A 15,158-nucleotide genomic window follows, 5' to 3' on the forward strand; every position below is an offset into this window, starting at 1 on the left:
GTTGCGTTCCAAAAAAAAATCCTCCCTTCCATTCGCAAGGGAAGAAAAGGGAGGCCGGGTGGACTGGGTTCAAATCTCTAACTCACCAAGTCGAACGAGTTCGACTACTGCTTGAGATCGACCTTTGACACCTAATTTCTGCATGACATTGCTGATGTGATTGCGTACGGTCTTTTCGCTGATGAAGAGTTGTCCGGCAATCTCTTTCGTCGTCTTATCCTGGACCAAGAGTTCAAATACTTCTCTTTCTCGATTTGTCAACAACGGCTTGGTTTGATCGCTACCCTTCAATCGTGCCACCCCTCCTTGTGGGCTCTACAGGAACAAGGTTGAGGGATTACAGAGTCACCTTATCCTATGTAGGGGGGTGGGTGGTGGTGCCGGAATTACAGGGATTTTAGGCTTTTGTCTTACATCCTATTCAGAAAATGGGCGATGGGTTCCAGAGGTTGCAGCGAAGAGAATTTTCCTTACAGATAAACCAGTTAATCGCGCCCACATGCTGCTCAGATATACGATGTGCGCTTGTACGTCTCCTGGAAGTGATCGCGCAGCCCCTTGGCGAGCAGGGAAAACGACCCGACAGCAAACACGAAGCAGATCAGCGGAATGAGGAAAAGCCAGGCGTTTTTGCTGTAGACAAAGGTGCGATAGGAGCCGAGCAAGCCGGCCCACTCATGCGTGATGGATTGGTAGAGGACCGGATCGTACGACATTTTCGTGCCGCCGATGAACAGGTTGAACATGCCCATCAGCCCCATCAGCGTCATCACGGCCACCGTCTCCGTCGCCATGATGACGACCACCTGTTCCTTGATGTGCGGCAGGACGTGGCGAAACATGATCTGCCCCCGACCCGCTCCCATGGAAACAGCCGCCAGCACAAACTGCGTCTCTTTGATCTGCTCCGTCTTCTGCCGTATGGACGAAGCGACACTGGGCACGCCCAAGACGGACGCTGCGCCGATAAACAGCGCGACCAAGGTGGAGACGGACAGCTCCGAATTAATGCTGACCCCGCGGAGGAAAAAGTAGACCGGGATGAACAGCGGAATGTAGCTCCAGGCGTTTTCCACTGACAGCCACCAGCGCTGCGGCTTGTCCTGAATGCCGATGTACAAGCCAACCAGCGTGCCGAGCAGCACCCGGAGCAGCGCGACGGCCAGCGTGACGAAAATCGTGTACGGCGCCCCGTGGAGCAGCAATGTCAGCAGGTCGTAGCCCCAGTTGTCCGTCCCCAGCCAGTGCTCTGCGGACGGTGGAATCGGCGGGGAGAGGTATACTGATTTGCCGTTCACCGTCTCGCTGCGAAACACTTCCTGAAAATTCAGTTCATACGGAGCGATGTACGGCCCTATGAAACCCAGCACCACGAGAAATGCCACCAGGATTGCACCGATCCGCAATGACCAGTTGGTTCGACGTAACTGCATGACAAAACCTCACTCAAGTGGATCTAATCGTTCATTTGTAGACGAACACCCGCTCAAACAGGTACAGGATGGCCCGGATCAGCACATAGACGAGAATGGAGAGCAATATGATGCCCATCAGTCCCATGACGGCCGCGTTGAACTGCAGGTCGGCATTTTTGCTGAAAATGAACCGGGTCAAACCGACGACGTTCAGCAGGTATTCCACGACAAACAGGTTGGTTACCGTGATCGCGATCGTCTTTTTCAGATCGGCCAAAAGAAACGGTTTGACGTTCTTGTAGACGTGGTGAATGAGAATGTGCCAGATGCCCATGCCTTTGGCCAACACCGTGCGGATGTAGTCTTCGCCTCCGATCTGGGCGTACTTCAGGCTGACCCCCTTCATCAGGAAAATGGTAGGCCCGATGGACAGGATGGTCAGGGGAAGCCAGTTGTTGGTCGAGTCGTTGAAAGGCGAGAGCGAGATGATTTGGATGCCGGTCGCCTTGTAAAACTGGATGCAGCCCAGAATTGCCAGCAAGATCAGGATGAAGTCGGGCACGGTGGTGATGACGTCCAGCACCCGCTGCAGCTGGCGCACGACGCCGAACCGCTGCAGAAACAATCCAAACAATAGACTGGCGGTGACCGCGATCAGGACGCTGAAAAACAGCAGTCGAAACGAGCTCAGCGCAAACGGCCCGATGTCCTGGGCGATGCTTCGCTCCGTATTCCCCACCCAGTACGTGCCGAGTGAACCGTCGGCGATCTGCTCCAGCAAGTACACCGTGAGAATGACCATTCTTTCCGGCTCTACATGCACCTCGTCCTCGTCGGCGTACAGCATGAACGGCGCACTGCAGACGACGACCACGAGCAGAAACATCGCGATCAGCTGCTTGACGTAGGTCAAGCGAATCAGCCCTCCTTCCTACTACCAACAATACACGATTTGACAGAATTCAACCAGACAATAAAGAGTATTTTCTGTTTTCTTGCAATTCCTGCTGCTGCTGAAGAGCGCCTGCCCGAGCGCCGTAAAAATGGCGTGCCGCCTCCTGCCGCACGCCTTCTGCCTATTTCACCACGATGACCTGTATCTCCATGCGCCCCATGTCACTCAGATCCAGAGGAGCCGACAGCGCCGGGCCGCTCACTGTCAGCATGTCACTGTGCTGTATCAACTGCGGCGGCGTGATGTCAATTTCGACGCCCTGGCTGTACAGAATCGTACTGGCGTTGCCGGAGATCATGTTGCCCAGTTCGGAAATCGCGCTTTTTCCCAGCTCGTCCAGTTCACTGACGGGAAAACCGCCCATCATGGCCGAGACAATTCGCAGTGCGAGATCATTGTGCAGGCCGAACAAGACGTCACCTTCCAGATGACCGGTCATGCCGATGCGAATCCAGGTATGGTCGTCTCGGCAGTCCCACTCAGTCACAGCCAGCTCTCCCCGCGTGACGGTCACGTTGCAAAACTGTTGAATGACCATGGAGGCCGACTCCAGAAACGGATTGAGGTAATGGACGTTCATGATGGTTCCATTCCTTTCCCGGTCAAAATCTTCCTGTTTGTGCCCATTATAATGTCGAAATATGACAGTTACAAGAGATTTGCATAAAAAATCCTAATACTTTAGTCCTGGATTACAGGAACATCTGGAAAAAGCCCCCTGATTTCGGCAGCCGCATCCGCCCGCTTGGTGTAGATCCGCACGCATGTACGCAAATCCAGCACCTCCACTCCCACCTCGTGACGGCTGAGCTGCCACAGCGGCCCCTCCAGCCGTTCAAAGGCAAACACCGTATCCCCAAAGCAGAAACACTCCCGGACGCATCGCTCCGGCGGATAGTCCGCTCCCTCCTCCAGCAGGTGGACCGGTTCGAGGCCGAACTGCTGCAGCAGATGAAGCCGGTCGGCGAGCTGATCACCCCGCTTGCGCGAAACGCTGCGGCGCGGTGAGAGCAGCGGATACGCTTCCCGTACATATTCCCACTTGATGCCGTGGAAAAACACAGAAATCCCCTCCTGACCCGTAAAACGCTGTCGCGGCAATCCCCACGCTGCCGACATGGGCATAAAAACGGTGCCCTTTCAGCGAAAAAAGGATGTCACCCGGACATCCTTTATCCGCCTTTCCCGATGACGATGATCTCGCCGTGAACCTCCCGTCCCAGTGCGTCGGTGGCGATCACCGTCAGTTTCTGCTTGCCTTCCCGGACGCCGTCCAGCAGTACGCGAAACTCGCCCCGGTCGTTTACATCCGCCGGCAGCCGGCGATCGCCGTAGACGATCTGCAGCCGCGCGACGCCCGTAGCCGTCACCTTTCCGGAGACGGGAACCGATGACCCGACGCGGGCCTCCAGGCTGTTCTGTTCCAGTTTCAGCGTCGGAGCGGGCAGCGCTCTGGCCGTGTAGGTGAGCCGCTGCTCCCCGTGGTGCAGCACCAGTGAACCGGCATGGGCATCGACGTACGCGTAAACCACCAGCGAGGATTGGTTGCCGGCCCCGTCCTTGCCTTCCAACAGGATGCGGTTTTCCCCGTGCTTAAGGGACAGCGTGTGCGTGAATTGCTTCCAGACCGGCTTTTCCAACTGGTCTTCTTCCCAACTGCCGACGATCTGCCCGTTGACGCTGACCTGCCCCTTGTACGTCTGGTCGCGGTAATGGAAGCGGATCGGGACGAGCATGCGCTTGGTGGCCCCATCGTAGAGAATGTCTTCGGAGCCGTCGTTTGCCAACTGCAGGACCGGCGGCGTCGTGTCCACGATGACCCGCTGCGTGAACTGCCGGGTGTTGCCGTACATGTCGCTGGCGCTGTACGAGACGTAGTTCAACCCCTCCGGCAGGCGCAGGACGGTCTGAAACGCTCCGTCCACCTCCACCTGCACCGGTTTGTTATTGATCAAGAGGCGCACGCGGTCCAGCATGTCTTCCCCGCTGATCCGTCCGCTGATCGCCACTTCCGGCTGACGGGAAATCAGCACGTAGCGGAACAGGTCGTTGGGGAATTGCACGTACGGCGGAACGACGTCGCTCTTTCCGTTGAGGTGGACGATGCTGACATTGCCGGCGTAATCGTAGGCGACCAGCGAGACCTTTTTGTCCGGCTGGCTGACCACCGCGCTCGTGACGTTGGCCGAGTACGGTCCGCCCGTCTTCTTTCCGCCTACGTACAAGAGATAGCCCTGCACATCCTTGTCCTTGCAGCTCCATTGGACGCGGTTGCCCGCCAGCGACGCGGTGACGACGGGTGCTTTGGTGTCCACCCGGACCGGCAGGGTCAACGTCTGCCAGTTGGCGTTTGGCCCGTCGATTTTGGCACGGATGACAAACTGGTAGACGCCGTCTGGCACCGGCTCGTACGTGCCTTTTTCCGGGGAGTACCCCCTGCCGTCCCAGCTCCACTCCTCCCGCTCGGTGTAGTAATAGGGAATGCCCCGTTTGGACTGATCGTACTTCCTCACCTTTTCGTCGCGAGCCAGGGAGCGAATCAATTTGCCCGTGCGGTCCGTCACGTCCACCATGACCTGCTTCGCGTTGCGCAAAAAGGTGATCGACGGAGCGGCCGTGTCGTAGTGACCGTCGCCGTTGGGAGAGAACGCAATCTTCGCCGGGTCCACCTGCACTGTCCCGTCTTCACTCACCCCGACGACTCCCAGGTAGTCACGGTATTTCCACTTGTCGTTTTCCTTGTCGTGATACCAGGTAGTCTTCACGCCGGTCCGGTTTTCCTGGCTTTCCTCCTCCCACATGGGGGCGTCCATCACCCGCGGCTCGTCCCAATCGCCGTAAAAGCCGTAGTACGGCACGCGCAGCACGGGCTCATCGCCATTCACCGGCTCAAAGGCGATATAACCTTCGGCAAAAATGTTGCGCTCCGTCTCCGCCGGAATGTGCAGCGTTACCTTGACCTCCGCACGCTCACCCGGCCGAACGGTCACCTGCTGGCTGGAGAATTGCAGCCGTGCCCCTTTCAGCGGGGTTTCCGTCAGCAGGTTCAACCCGTTTTGACGCAGGTCGGTCAGCACGCCGAACTCGTCCTTGATTTTGTAGGTGAGCGGTTTTTTCCCGAATTTGTTGTCCACGAAGAGGGAAAACGTCGTGCGGTTGCCGATTTCCCCGAGCGAGACACCTGCCTTGCCTTTGGCATCGGTGACAATCGCCGGCGTCTTGATCGCCTTGGCGATCTGCATGAGCCCCGCACCCTGGACGCGCGGGCTGTACGGCAGTTTTCCCGGCCGGCTGCCCTCAGAAGCGGCAGCAGTCTCCCGCGGGTCGAGGACGGGATTGGCCGTATTCATTGCGGCCGCCTTTAGCGTCTCCACCAGTGCCCGCCCTTGCAGGTTGCGCCCTTGCTTCAGATACGCCTGCTTGATGAGCGCCATCCCTCCCGCGACGTGCGGCGTTGCCATTGACGTGCCGCTTTTGACCGCGTAGTCTGACTCCCGCACTATCGACAAGATCCCTCCGCCCGGTGCGGCGATTTCCGGTTTGAACTGCAAATCGGGCGTCGGCCCCCAGGAGGAAAAGGCAGAGATGGTGCCCCCATCCGGATACGGCATTGGATTTTGCGCATACTGGCCGTCAAAGGTGACCGTAACCTTTTTGCCCTTTTTCAGCGCCTGGGCCAGCCGCTCGCCCGTCTGTTTCAAAATGGAGACGGCGGGAATCTGTTTGGCATTCTCCGCGCTGATGATCAGCGGCCCCGACTGGTTGTTGTAGATGATTACGCCTGCCGCTCCCGCTTCCTTGGCCAACCGCAGCTTCTCGTCAAACGGGATGTCACCCCGCTCCAGGAGCACCACTTTTCCCTTGACGGAGACGTTGTAATCTTCCTTTTTCCCCTTGCCCATATAGATCAGCGGATACGGTTTGAACAAGGACTGGACAGGATTCATCACGCTGCCGCTGCTGGCGTGGCCGTGCAGGTAGACCACCCGCTCCAGCCCGTCAACCCCCTGTACGGCAAAGCTGTAGCCGGCCAGGGCGGTCGCATTGACCGACGCGACGGAAAAAGCGTCCGGTGCCAGACCGGGAGAGCCGATCATGGAGACATCGGGATTTTGCGCTTTTACCTTGTCGCTGCCAAAGTAAGCGTCGTTGCCCGCTGCCGCCACCACAATCACACCGTTGTCCACCGCCCGCTTGATGGCATACTGCTCCGTGTTGGTCTCGTCCACATATCCGGCCGCTGAGCCGAGGCTCAGGTTGATCACATCCGCTTTTTTCGCAATCGAATCGTTGATCGCAAACAGGATCGATTCGCTCAATCCCGGCACTTCCCCTTGGTAATTGCTGAACACTTTCTGGCTCAGCAGTTGAGCTTCAGGCGCCACGCCCTTCAGCTTCCCGTTGGCCGCCACAATCCCGGCGACGTGCACGCCGTGCTGCGATTCGCCCACGTCCTCGGTCGTCTGGTTGCGGTCTGCCCAGTTGTAGCCGGGGATCACTTTTTGCGTCGAACCGGACTTTTGCTGGGCAAGCCGCTTGTCGCGCGGCGCAGGCAGATCGGGGTGCCTGCTGTTGATACCGGTGTCGATCACCGCCACCAGCATGCCTTCCCCTTTGACGCCGGCTTCCTGCCACGCTTTCGGCGCCTCAATCATCTCCAGTCCGGAGGCAGGGGGCTGCGCCACCATTTCGCCCTTTAGCACGTGCTCTGCCGCATTCCACTCGTCTGCGCCGGAAGCAGTAATTCCGCTGCGCTCCGGTTCAGACGCAGCCGCCTTCGCCTGCCAGTGGGCATCGCGAAGATCCTGAAGCACTTGTTTGGCAAAAGCGGCATCCTGCCCGCGTTGATTGGCCTCTGCCGTCCACATGTCCGCCATCTGCGCCGGAAGCAGGGATAGTGCCATCCCGATGCACAAGATCCGTTTTTTCATCGTCTGCCCCCCAAAAAAACATCCATTTCTTTCAGTTTTCCTTTGAAGGGAGATTCGTATTCCCAGAAATCGGATGGGCGAACAGATTGACAAATGCGTTGGCGCGCTATATATTTAAATACGTTAAATATTAGACACGATAAATTTTAACGATAGAAATTGAAGTGTCGTTGATAATGGAAGGTGAGTGACATGGATCAACTGGACTTGGATCAAGCGACTGAGCGGCTTCAGATCGCCTTTACCACGACGATGAGAAAAATAGGACAGGAACTGGCGGAATCGTCAACGGATATGACCGGTCCGCAGTTTTACATCCTAAATATGCTCGCCAAAAAGGGGCCGGATTCCGTGAGCGACTTGGCGGACGCCATGTGCGTCAAACCGAGTGCGATCACAGCAATGGTAGACCGGCTGCTGAAACACGGTTACGTCCAGCGAGATCGGCACGAGCACGACCGGCGTGTCGTGACCATCCGCTTGACCGAACAAGGTGCAACCATCTTGAAGCAGGCCAAACAAAAGCGAAAAGCGGTCATTGAACGCTATCTGCGCCATCTGAGTCCGGATGAGCTGGAGGCGCTCGTCCAGCTTTTCGAGAAGCTGGCCCGTATCGCAACACATGAGAAGGAGTGACATCATATGCAAGAACAGCAAGAACAACAGGAAAAACGCGGACTTCTCATTGTCGGACTGTTAGTGGCGATGTTCTTTGCGTCGCTGGACAATACGATTGTGGGAACCGCCATGCCGCGCATCGTCGGCGAACTGGGCGGCTTGGGGGTCATGACCTGGCTGACTACAGCCTACATGCTGACGTCCACCGCTGTCGTGCCGATCACCGGCAAATTGGCGGACTTGATCGGCCGAAAAGTGATCTATGTGACCGGTTTGATTCTTTTCATGGTCGGTTCTGTCCTCTGCGGAGCTGCCCAGTCGATGAACCAGCTCATCATCTTCCGCGCGATCCAGGGCATCGGCGGCGGCATCATGATGCCGATGGCGATGATCATCGTCGGCGATTTGTTTACCGGCGAGCAGCGGGCCAAATGGCAGGGGGTCTTTGGCGCAGTCTTCGGCCTCTCCTCCATTCTGGGGCCGCAGGTTGGCGGCTGGATCGTCGACTCGTTGAACTGGAGATGGGTCTTTTACATCAATCTGCCTGTCGGCATTCTCGCCGTGATCCTGATTGCATCGGCACTTAAATCGCAGCGGCTGAACGGACCGGTCAACATTGACATCTGGGGCATGTTTACCATGACCGGCGGCGTCGTCAGCCTGCTTCTCGCTCTGACGTTTGGCGGAAAGGACTTCCCCTGGGCGTCGTGGCAGATTCTCTCGCTGTTTGCTCTCTCAGCCGCGTTTCTGATCGCGTTCGTGATCGTGGAGTCGAAAACAGCTGAGCCGATTTTGCCGCTGCATCTGTTTCGGAACAAAACCTTTTCGCTGTTGAACGGCATCGGGTTTCTCATGTCGGTCGGGATGTTTGGCGCCATCATGTTCGTGCCGTTATTCATGCAGGGCATCGTCGGCATCAGCCCGTCCGAGTCCGGGACCATCATGGTGCCGATGATGCTGGCCATGATGCTGACCAGTATCATCGGGGGCCGGATCGTGAAAAAAATCGGCGTCCGCACGCAAATGCTGGTCGGGATGATCACGATGGCTGTGAGCTTCTGGCTCTTGTCCACGATGGTCGTAACCACTTCCCAATGGGAAGCCATGGCGTACATGATCGTGCTGGGATTGGGAATCGGGCTAGTGATGCCGCTGATTACCATCGCGCTGCAGGAAGCCTTCCCCAAATCGCAGCGGGGGGTCGTCACATCCTCCAGCCAGTTTTTCCGACAAATCGGCGGAACGTTTGGCATGACCGTTTTGGGAGCGGTCATGAACCATCGCTCGACCGCCCTGCTGACGCACGACCTCATGCCGCGTTTGGAAAAACTGCCGCAGGAGGCTCACGGCATGGCGGAGCAGTTCTCCAATATGATTCAGACGAACCCGCAGGGCCTATACTCCATGCTGCTGAGCCCGGAGGCGCTGGCCGCCATTCCGGAGAACATCCGGCAGTTTCTGCTGCCAATCCTCAAGACGGACATGGTCGCCTCGCTCCATGAGGTGTATCTCGTCGGACTTGTCTTTATCCTGGCAGGCGCCGTGCTCGCCATGTTCCTCGGCAAGATCAAGCTGTCTCCACGGGAGCAAAAGGCAGCCGAACAGAAAGCCGCGTAACCATCGCACGGCGCTCACTCGGGAAAACGGCTCGAACATGATTCCAGGCAGATGCCGACATGCAAACAGGCGTGCAAACCACAGTAACGGTTTGCACGCCTGTTGTCTGTCATCCCCTGAAAAAATCAGGAGAAGAAGAATTTCTTCAGCGCGTGTTTGGTCGTCTCTTTGTTCATGTGAGCGATGGAAGTCGTCAGCGGAATGCCTTTCGGACAAGCCTGCACGCAGTTTTGCGAGTTTCCGCAGTCGGCGATGCCGCCGTCTTCCATCAGCGCTTCCAGACGCTCATGTTTGTGCATCGCACCAGTCGGATGCTGGTTGAACAGACGCACCTGGGAGATGGCAAACGGACCGATAAACGCCGATTTTTGGTTGACGTTCGGGCACGCTTCCAGGCAGACACCGCAGGTCATGCACTTGGACAGTTCGTACGCCCATTGACGTTCCACTTCCGGCATGCGCGGACCCGGTCCCAGGTCGTGGGTACCGTCGATCGGAATCCATGCCTTGACGCGTTTCAGCGCGTCGAACATGCGGCTGCGGTCTACGGACAGGTCGCGCTGTACCGGGAAGGTGCTCATCGGTTCCAGACGGATCGGCTGCTCCAGCTTGTCGATCAGAGCGGAACACGCCTGGCGCGGTCTGCCGTTAATCACCATGGAGCACGCGCCGCACACCTCTTCCAGACAGTTTGATTCCCAGTTGACCGGTGTCGTTTTTTGACCTTGCGCGTTCACCGGATTGCGCTGTATTTCCATCAACGCCGAAATCACGTTCATGTTCGGACGGTACGGAATCTTGAATTCTTCCTTGTACGGAGTGCTGTCAGGGCTGTCTTGACGAGTGATAATCAAGTGGACAAACTTTTCGGCCATGATCAGTTCCCTCCCCTCTTACTTCTTCTTGTCGGACGTGTAGTCGCGCTTACGCGGCGGAATCAGCGAAATATCCACGTCTTCGTAGTAGATCTCCGGTGCGGTGGTCTCCGGATTGAATTTGGCCATCGTCGTTTTCAGGAACTTCTCGTCGTCGCGTTCCGGGAACTCCGGTTTGTAGTGAGCGCCGCGGCTTTCGTCGCGCATCAATGCGCTGATCGTGATAACGCGGGCAAGCACCAGCATGTTCCACAGGTGACGAGTGAAGGTTGCGCCGGAGTTGCTCCATTTGCTCGTGTCGTTGATGTTGATTCGTTTGTAGCGCTCCATCAGTTCCTGAATTTTTTCGTCCGTCTTTCTCAGGCGGTCGTTGTAGCGCACGACGGTCACGTTGTCGGTCATCCACTCGCCCAGTTCCTTGTGCAGGAGGTACGCGTTTTCGGTGCCGTCCATCTTGAGGATGTTGTCGTATTTCTCCTGCTCTTTCTTCGTGTAGCTGTCGTACAGCGTGGAGGGAAGAACGTCGCAGGACTGTTCCAGACCGTTCATGTATTCGATTGCCTTCGGACCTGCCACCATGCCGCCGTAGATCGCGGAGAGCAGGGAGTTGGCACCGAGGCGGTTCGCACCGTGCTGGGAGTAGTCGCACTCACCCGCAGCGAACAGACCCGGGATGTTGGTCATTTGGTTGTAGTCTACCCACATGCCGCCCATCGAGTAGTGCACGGCCGGGAAGATTTTCATCGGTACCTTGCGCGGGTCATCGCCCACGAACTTCTCGTAGATCTCGATAATACCGCCCAGTTTGACGTCCAGTTCTTTCGGATCTTTGTGGGACAGGTCGAGATACACCATGTTTTCGCCGTTGATGCCCAGCTTCAGATCCACGCAGACGTGGAAGATTTCGCGGGTGGCGATGTCGCGCGGCACCAGGTTGCCGTAGGCCGGGTACTTTTCTTCGAGGAAGTACCACGGTTTGCCGTCCTTGTAAGTCCAGACGCGTCCGCCTTCACCGCGGGCCGACTCGGACATCAGGCGCAGCTTGTCGTCGCCCGGGATGGCGGTCGGGTGAATCTGAATCATTTCGCCGTTCGCGTAAATGACGCCCTGCTGGTACGCCGCAGATGCCGCCGTACCGGTGTTGATGATCGAGTTGGTCGATTTGCCGAAGATGATGCCAGGTCCCCCGGTTGCCAGGATGACGGCGTCGGCACGGAAGGATTGAATCTCGCCGGTACGCAGGTTTTGCGCCGTGATCCCACGACAGGTGCCGGCATCGTCCAGAACAACCCCGAGGAAATCCCAGTATTCGTACTTGGTCACGAGACCTTCCGTTTCAAAGCGGCGCACTTGCTCGTCCAGCGCGTAGAGGAGCTGCTGTCCGGTCGTTGCACCGGCAAACGCGGTACGGTGATGCTTGGTCCCCCCGAAACGGCGGAAGTCCAGCAGACCTTCCGGTGTACGGTTGAACATGACACCCATCCGGTCGAGCATGTAGATGATGCCCGGTGCGGCGTCACACATTGCTTTAACAGGCGGTTGGTTGGCCAGGAAGTCGCCGCCGTAAATGGTATCGTCGAAGTGCTCCCAGGTGGAGTCGCCTTCCCCTTTGGTGTTCACCGCACCGTTGATACCACCCTGGGCACAGACGGAGTGAGAACGCTTTACCGGAACCAGGGAGAACAACTGTACGGGAACGCCCTTTTCTGCTGCTTTGATCGTAGCCATTAATCCGGCAAGGCCGCCGCCGACAATGATCAGTTTACCTTTTGCCATGAATGAGTCCCCCAATCCCTACAGAATGAATGCAGACATCGCCCGCAAGCCAATGAGCGAAACGATTACAAAAATGCCCATGGTCAGATAAGTGGCGAAACGCTGGGAACGTGGACCGACGGTGATGCCCCAGTGTACGAGGAACGACCAGAGCCCGTTGGAAAAGTGAAACACGGTGCTGAGAATCCCGATCGTGTAGAAGACAACCATCAGCGGACTGCTGAGAATGTTGGTCATCATGTCAAAGTTCACTTCGGCACCCAGCGCTTTTTGAATGCGCGTTTCGTACACGTGCCAAGCGACAAAGATGAGTGTGATGATTCCCGTAAGGCGCTGCCAGAGGAACATGTGGTTGCGGAAATGTCCGAAGCTGCCCACATTGTGTTTCGCCTGGAAGGCAATGTAGATCCCGTACACAGCATGGAACAGGATGGGAATGTAGATGAAGATGAATTCCACGGCGAGCAGGAATGGAACGTTTTCAATCATTCCTACTACCTGGTTGAAAGCTTCCGGTCCCCGGGTTGCCTGATAGTTCGCTGTCAAGTGGAACAAGAGGAACAGCCCGATTGGGAACAAACCGAGAAGAGAATGCAGCTTGTGGTTCAGAAAGCTATGGCCTTTTGCCATACAATGGTCCCCCTTTCAATTGTAAGTAGCGTTCTTTGGTTAATCTTTTCCCCACTATCCTAACCCATTGCCCAGCCGGTTAGACATGACGGCAGCTGCCTGCCCCCCTGCTACACAGCCAGACAAATTGTGTCGGAAAACGGAAAAAAGTTGGGCAAAACGTTGAACCACAACCAATTGTACTCCTGTCTACAGAGAGCGTCAAGACAGTGAATAGACTAATTCCATTGTTGGATTACACGTATTAATCGTCCGATTTTTCTATGAATCTGTCATAGATTCGGCCGCTCTCTCATAATCTGTTACCAAACAGGTAGAGCAAACCGGCTGTAATAGACCTGGCGGCCGCAGGAGGGTCCGACAGGGGACAAGCCTCGCGCGGCCTGCAGCCGGGAAGGAGGGTCGTGACGTGAAAGAACCGGATCAACTGGAAGCCTTGCTGCCTTCCCGCATCATCGCAGATATTGAGCGCATCCACATGCCCTATCTGGGCTATCACTTACTGCGCGAGCACCTCACCCGCTCGCTTTTGGGCGAAAGCGAACCGCCCATTCTCCACTGGTTGGGAAAGGAAATGGGGCGGCAGATTCCCATCCGCTCCGCCAACGGTCTGGTGTTTCCCTTTATCCGTCTGGGGCTGGGCAAACTGGACCTGTTGGAAGACGGGGAGCGGCAGATTCGTTATCGGCTGACCCATACCATCTATCGCTACATGTCGCCCGAACGCATCAACCGTTCCCTCTCTCTGGAGTGCGGGATCATCGCCGGTGCTGTCGGCCGTTGGAAGCAGCGGGAGATGAAAACCCGGATGGAGACGGAGGAGACGGGCAGCGTCCTGATTACCGTTCACTGGTAAGGTCTGGCCGGGACGAAAGTGAGCCGACCGGGCAGGAGCGGGGAGGCGAGGCATCGCGCTGCCGCTGCCACGCGATTTCCCGCAAACATCCCACCAGAAGAAAATCCCCCTTTTTCCGCGGCGAAAAAAGGGGGACAGCATGTGTGTTCCGTATTGGGCTGTCAGCGGGTCATACTCCGTGTACGACAGCTGTTTCCGCCACGTCGAGGCCGTATGCGGTGTGCAGGCAGCGCACGGCCCGCTCGGTGTGTTCCGCCGGGATGACGCAGGACACCTTGATGTCAGACGTGGAAACCATTTTGATCGTGATCTCCTGCTCGGCCAGCACGCGGAACATCTCGGCGGCCACGCCCGGATTGTTCACCATGCCGGCTCCGACAATCGAGACCTTGGACAAGCCCTCTTCGCATTCCACTTTTTCAAAACCGAGCTGCTCGCGGTGGGCGTTCAGCGTATCGAGCGTCTTTTTCAAGTCGCTTCCTGCCACCGTGAAGGAAATGTTGGTCACGGCCGCGTCGTACGAGCTTTGGATGATGATATCCACGTTTACCTGGTGATCCGCCAGCGTGTTGAACAGCCGGGACAGCGTGCCTACGCGTGCAGGCATCCCCACAACCGTCACCTTTGCGACGTCTTCGTCGTGGGCGACGCCGCTAACTACTCTTCCTGTTTCCATATGCGCACCCTCCTCTACGTACGTGCCTTCTTCTGTCGTAAAGCTGGAGCGGACGACCAGCCGGACCTTGTGGGTCTTGGCTGCCTCCACCGAGCGCGGATGCAGCACGCCCGCCCCCAGGTTGGCCAGTTCGAGCATTTCATCATACGAGATGCTGTCCAGTTTGCTCGCCGTCGGAACCACACGCGGGTCGGCAGTGTAGACGCCGGCCACATCTGTGAAAATTTCGCATTTGTCCGCGTTGAGACTGGCTGCCAGCGCCACCGCGGACGTGTCCGAACCGCCGCGGCCCAGCGTGGTGATCTCGCCTGCTTCGCTGACGCCCTGAAATCCAGCCACGATGACGACCCGGCCGCGCGCCAGTTCCCTTCGGATTCGTTCCGTCTCAATATGGGTGATCCGGGCCTTGCCGTGGATCGACTCGGTCGTCACTCCCGCCTGCCAGCCCGTCAGGGAAATGGCGTCATACCCCTTTTGGTGCAGCGCCATCGCCAACAGCGCAATCGACACCTGCTCGCCAGTCGCCAGCAGCATGTCCATCTCCCGCTCCGACGGGTAGGGGGAAATCTGTTTGGCCATATCCACCAGCACGTCTGTGGACTTGCCCATTGCCGACACGACGACGACCATGTCGTGTCCAGCTTCCTTATATTGAATAATCCGGTCCGCTACTTTCATAATCCGTTCAATGGTACCTACGGAGGTGCCTCCGTATTTATGCACGATCAACCCCATGCGGCTTCTCTCCCTTTTCCTATTCAACATGTTCACATATCTCTTTGGATTCTTCTTTCATCAGGCCATCTTCG

At 57.1% G+C, this 15,158-nt stretch carries 13 protein-coding genes; 3 read left to right on the plus strand and 10 right to left on the minus strand.

What is annotated here, in order from left to right:
• Positions 1–69: 69 nt before the first annotated feature.
• From ETC00_RS12520 to ETC00_RS20905, 6 genes are all read right to left on the minus strand, one after another.
• Positions 70–291 carry a helix-turn-helix domain-containing protein gene (locus tag ETC00_RS12520; protein WP_003387736.1) on the minus strand — a complete coding sequence of 74 codons (222 nt, stop codon included), beginning with the start codon at positions 289–291 and terminating at the stop codon, positions 70–72.
• A 215-nt stretch (positions 292–506) separates the two neighbouring features.
• Positions 507–1,433, minus strand: a complete 927-nt coding sequence (locus ETC00_RS12525; protein WP_171566419.1) for an ABC transporter permease — start codon at positions 1,431–1,433, stop codon at positions 507–509.
• Between the two features lie 31 nt (positions 1,434–1,464).
• Entirely contained in the window at positions 1,465–2,328 is an 864-nt protein-coding gene (locus ETC00_RS12530; protein ID WP_230076663.1) for an ABC transporter permease subunit, read from the minus strand.
• Positions 2,329–2,491: 163 nt separating this feature from the next.
• Entirely contained in the window at positions 2,492–2,950 is a 459-nt protein-coding gene (locus ETC00_RS12535) for a chemotaxis protein CheX (protein ID WP_171566420.1), read from the minus strand.
• 101 nt (positions 2,951–3,051) lie between these two features.
• Positions 3,052–3,432: a hypothetical protein gene (locus ETC00_RS12540; protein ID WP_171566421.1), complete on the minus strand. Its 381-nt coding sequence runs from the start codon at positions 3,430–3,432 to the stop codon at positions 3,052–3,054.
• Between the two features lie 110 nt (positions 3,433–3,542).
• Positions 3,543–7,301: a S8 family serine peptidase gene (locus tag ETC00_RS20905; RefSeq protein ID WP_171566422.1), complete on the minus strand. Its 3,759-nt coding sequence runs from the start codon at positions 7,299–7,301 to the stop codon at positions 3,543–3,545.
• A 192-nt stretch (positions 7,302–7,493) separates the two neighbouring features.
• On the opposite strand from ETC00_RS20905, the gene ETC00_RS12550 reads away from it, so the two are divergent.
• Complete coding sequence (locus ETC00_RS12550) at positions 7,494–7,937, plus strand: MarR family winged helix-turn-helix transcriptional regulator (protein ID WP_171566423.1); 444 nt, start codon at positions 7,494–7,496, stop codon at positions 7,935–7,937.
• A gap of 6 nt (positions 7,938–7,943) precedes the next feature.
• Entirely contained in the window at positions 7,944–9,536 is a 1,593-nt protein-coding gene (locus tag ETC00_RS12555; protein ID WP_171566424.1) for an MDR family MFS transporter, read from the plus strand.
• 125 nt (positions 9,537–9,661) lie between these two features.
• Here ETC00_RS12555 and sdhB read toward each other — a convergent pair whose 3' ends face one another.
• Genes sdhB through ETC00_RS12570 form a run of 3 tightly spaced genes read right to left on the minus strand, consistent with a single transcriptional unit; the run spans position 9,662 to position 12,817 of the window.
• Positions 9,662–10,411 (minus strand): succinate dehydrogenase iron-sulfur subunit, encoded by a 750-nt coding sequence (gene sdhB, locus ETC00_RS12560; protein ID WP_171566425.1) that lies wholly within the window; start codon positions 10,409–10,411, stop codon positions 9,662–9,664.
• An 18-nt stretch (positions 10,412–10,429) separates the two neighbouring features.
• Positions 10,430–12,187 carry a succinate dehydrogenase flavoprotein subunit gene (sdhA, locus tag ETC00_RS12565; RefSeq protein WP_171566426.1) on the minus strand — a complete coding sequence of 586 codons (1,758 nt, stop codon included), beginning with the start codon at positions 12,185–12,187 and terminating at the stop codon, positions 10,430–10,432.
• An 18-nt stretch (positions 12,188–12,205) separates the two neighbouring features.
• A complete protein-coding gene (locus tag ETC00_RS12570) occupies positions 12,206–12,817 on the minus strand; it encodes a succinate dehydrogenase cytochrome b558 subunit (protein WP_171566427.1) in 612 nt (203 codons plus the stop codon).
• A gap of 409 nt (positions 12,818–13,226) precedes the next feature.
• Here ETC00_RS12570 and ETC00_RS12575 point away from each other — a divergent pair, with 409 nt between their 5' ends.
• Positions 13,227–13,673: a DUF2507 domain-containing protein gene (locus ETC00_RS12575; protein WP_171566428.1), complete on the plus strand. Its 447-nt coding sequence runs from the start codon at positions 13,227–13,229 to the stop codon at positions 13,671–13,673.
• A 169-nt stretch (positions 13,674–13,842) separates the two neighbouring features.
• Here the strand turns inward: ETC00_RS12575 and ETC00_RS12580 are convergent, their stop codons facing one another.
• Positions 13,843–15,084 (minus strand): aspartate kinase, encoded by a 1,242-nt coding sequence (locus tag ETC00_RS12580; RefSeq protein ID WP_171566429.1) that lies wholly within the window; start codon positions 15,082–15,084, stop codon positions 13,843–13,845.
• Positions 15,085–15,158: the final 74 nt, after the last annotated feature.

It is taken from the genome of Brevibacillus sp. MCWH (genome assembly GCF_013096935.1).
GTDB lineage: Bacteria > Bacillota > Bacilli > Brevibacillales > Brevibacillaceae > Brevibacillus > Brevibacillus aydinogluensis.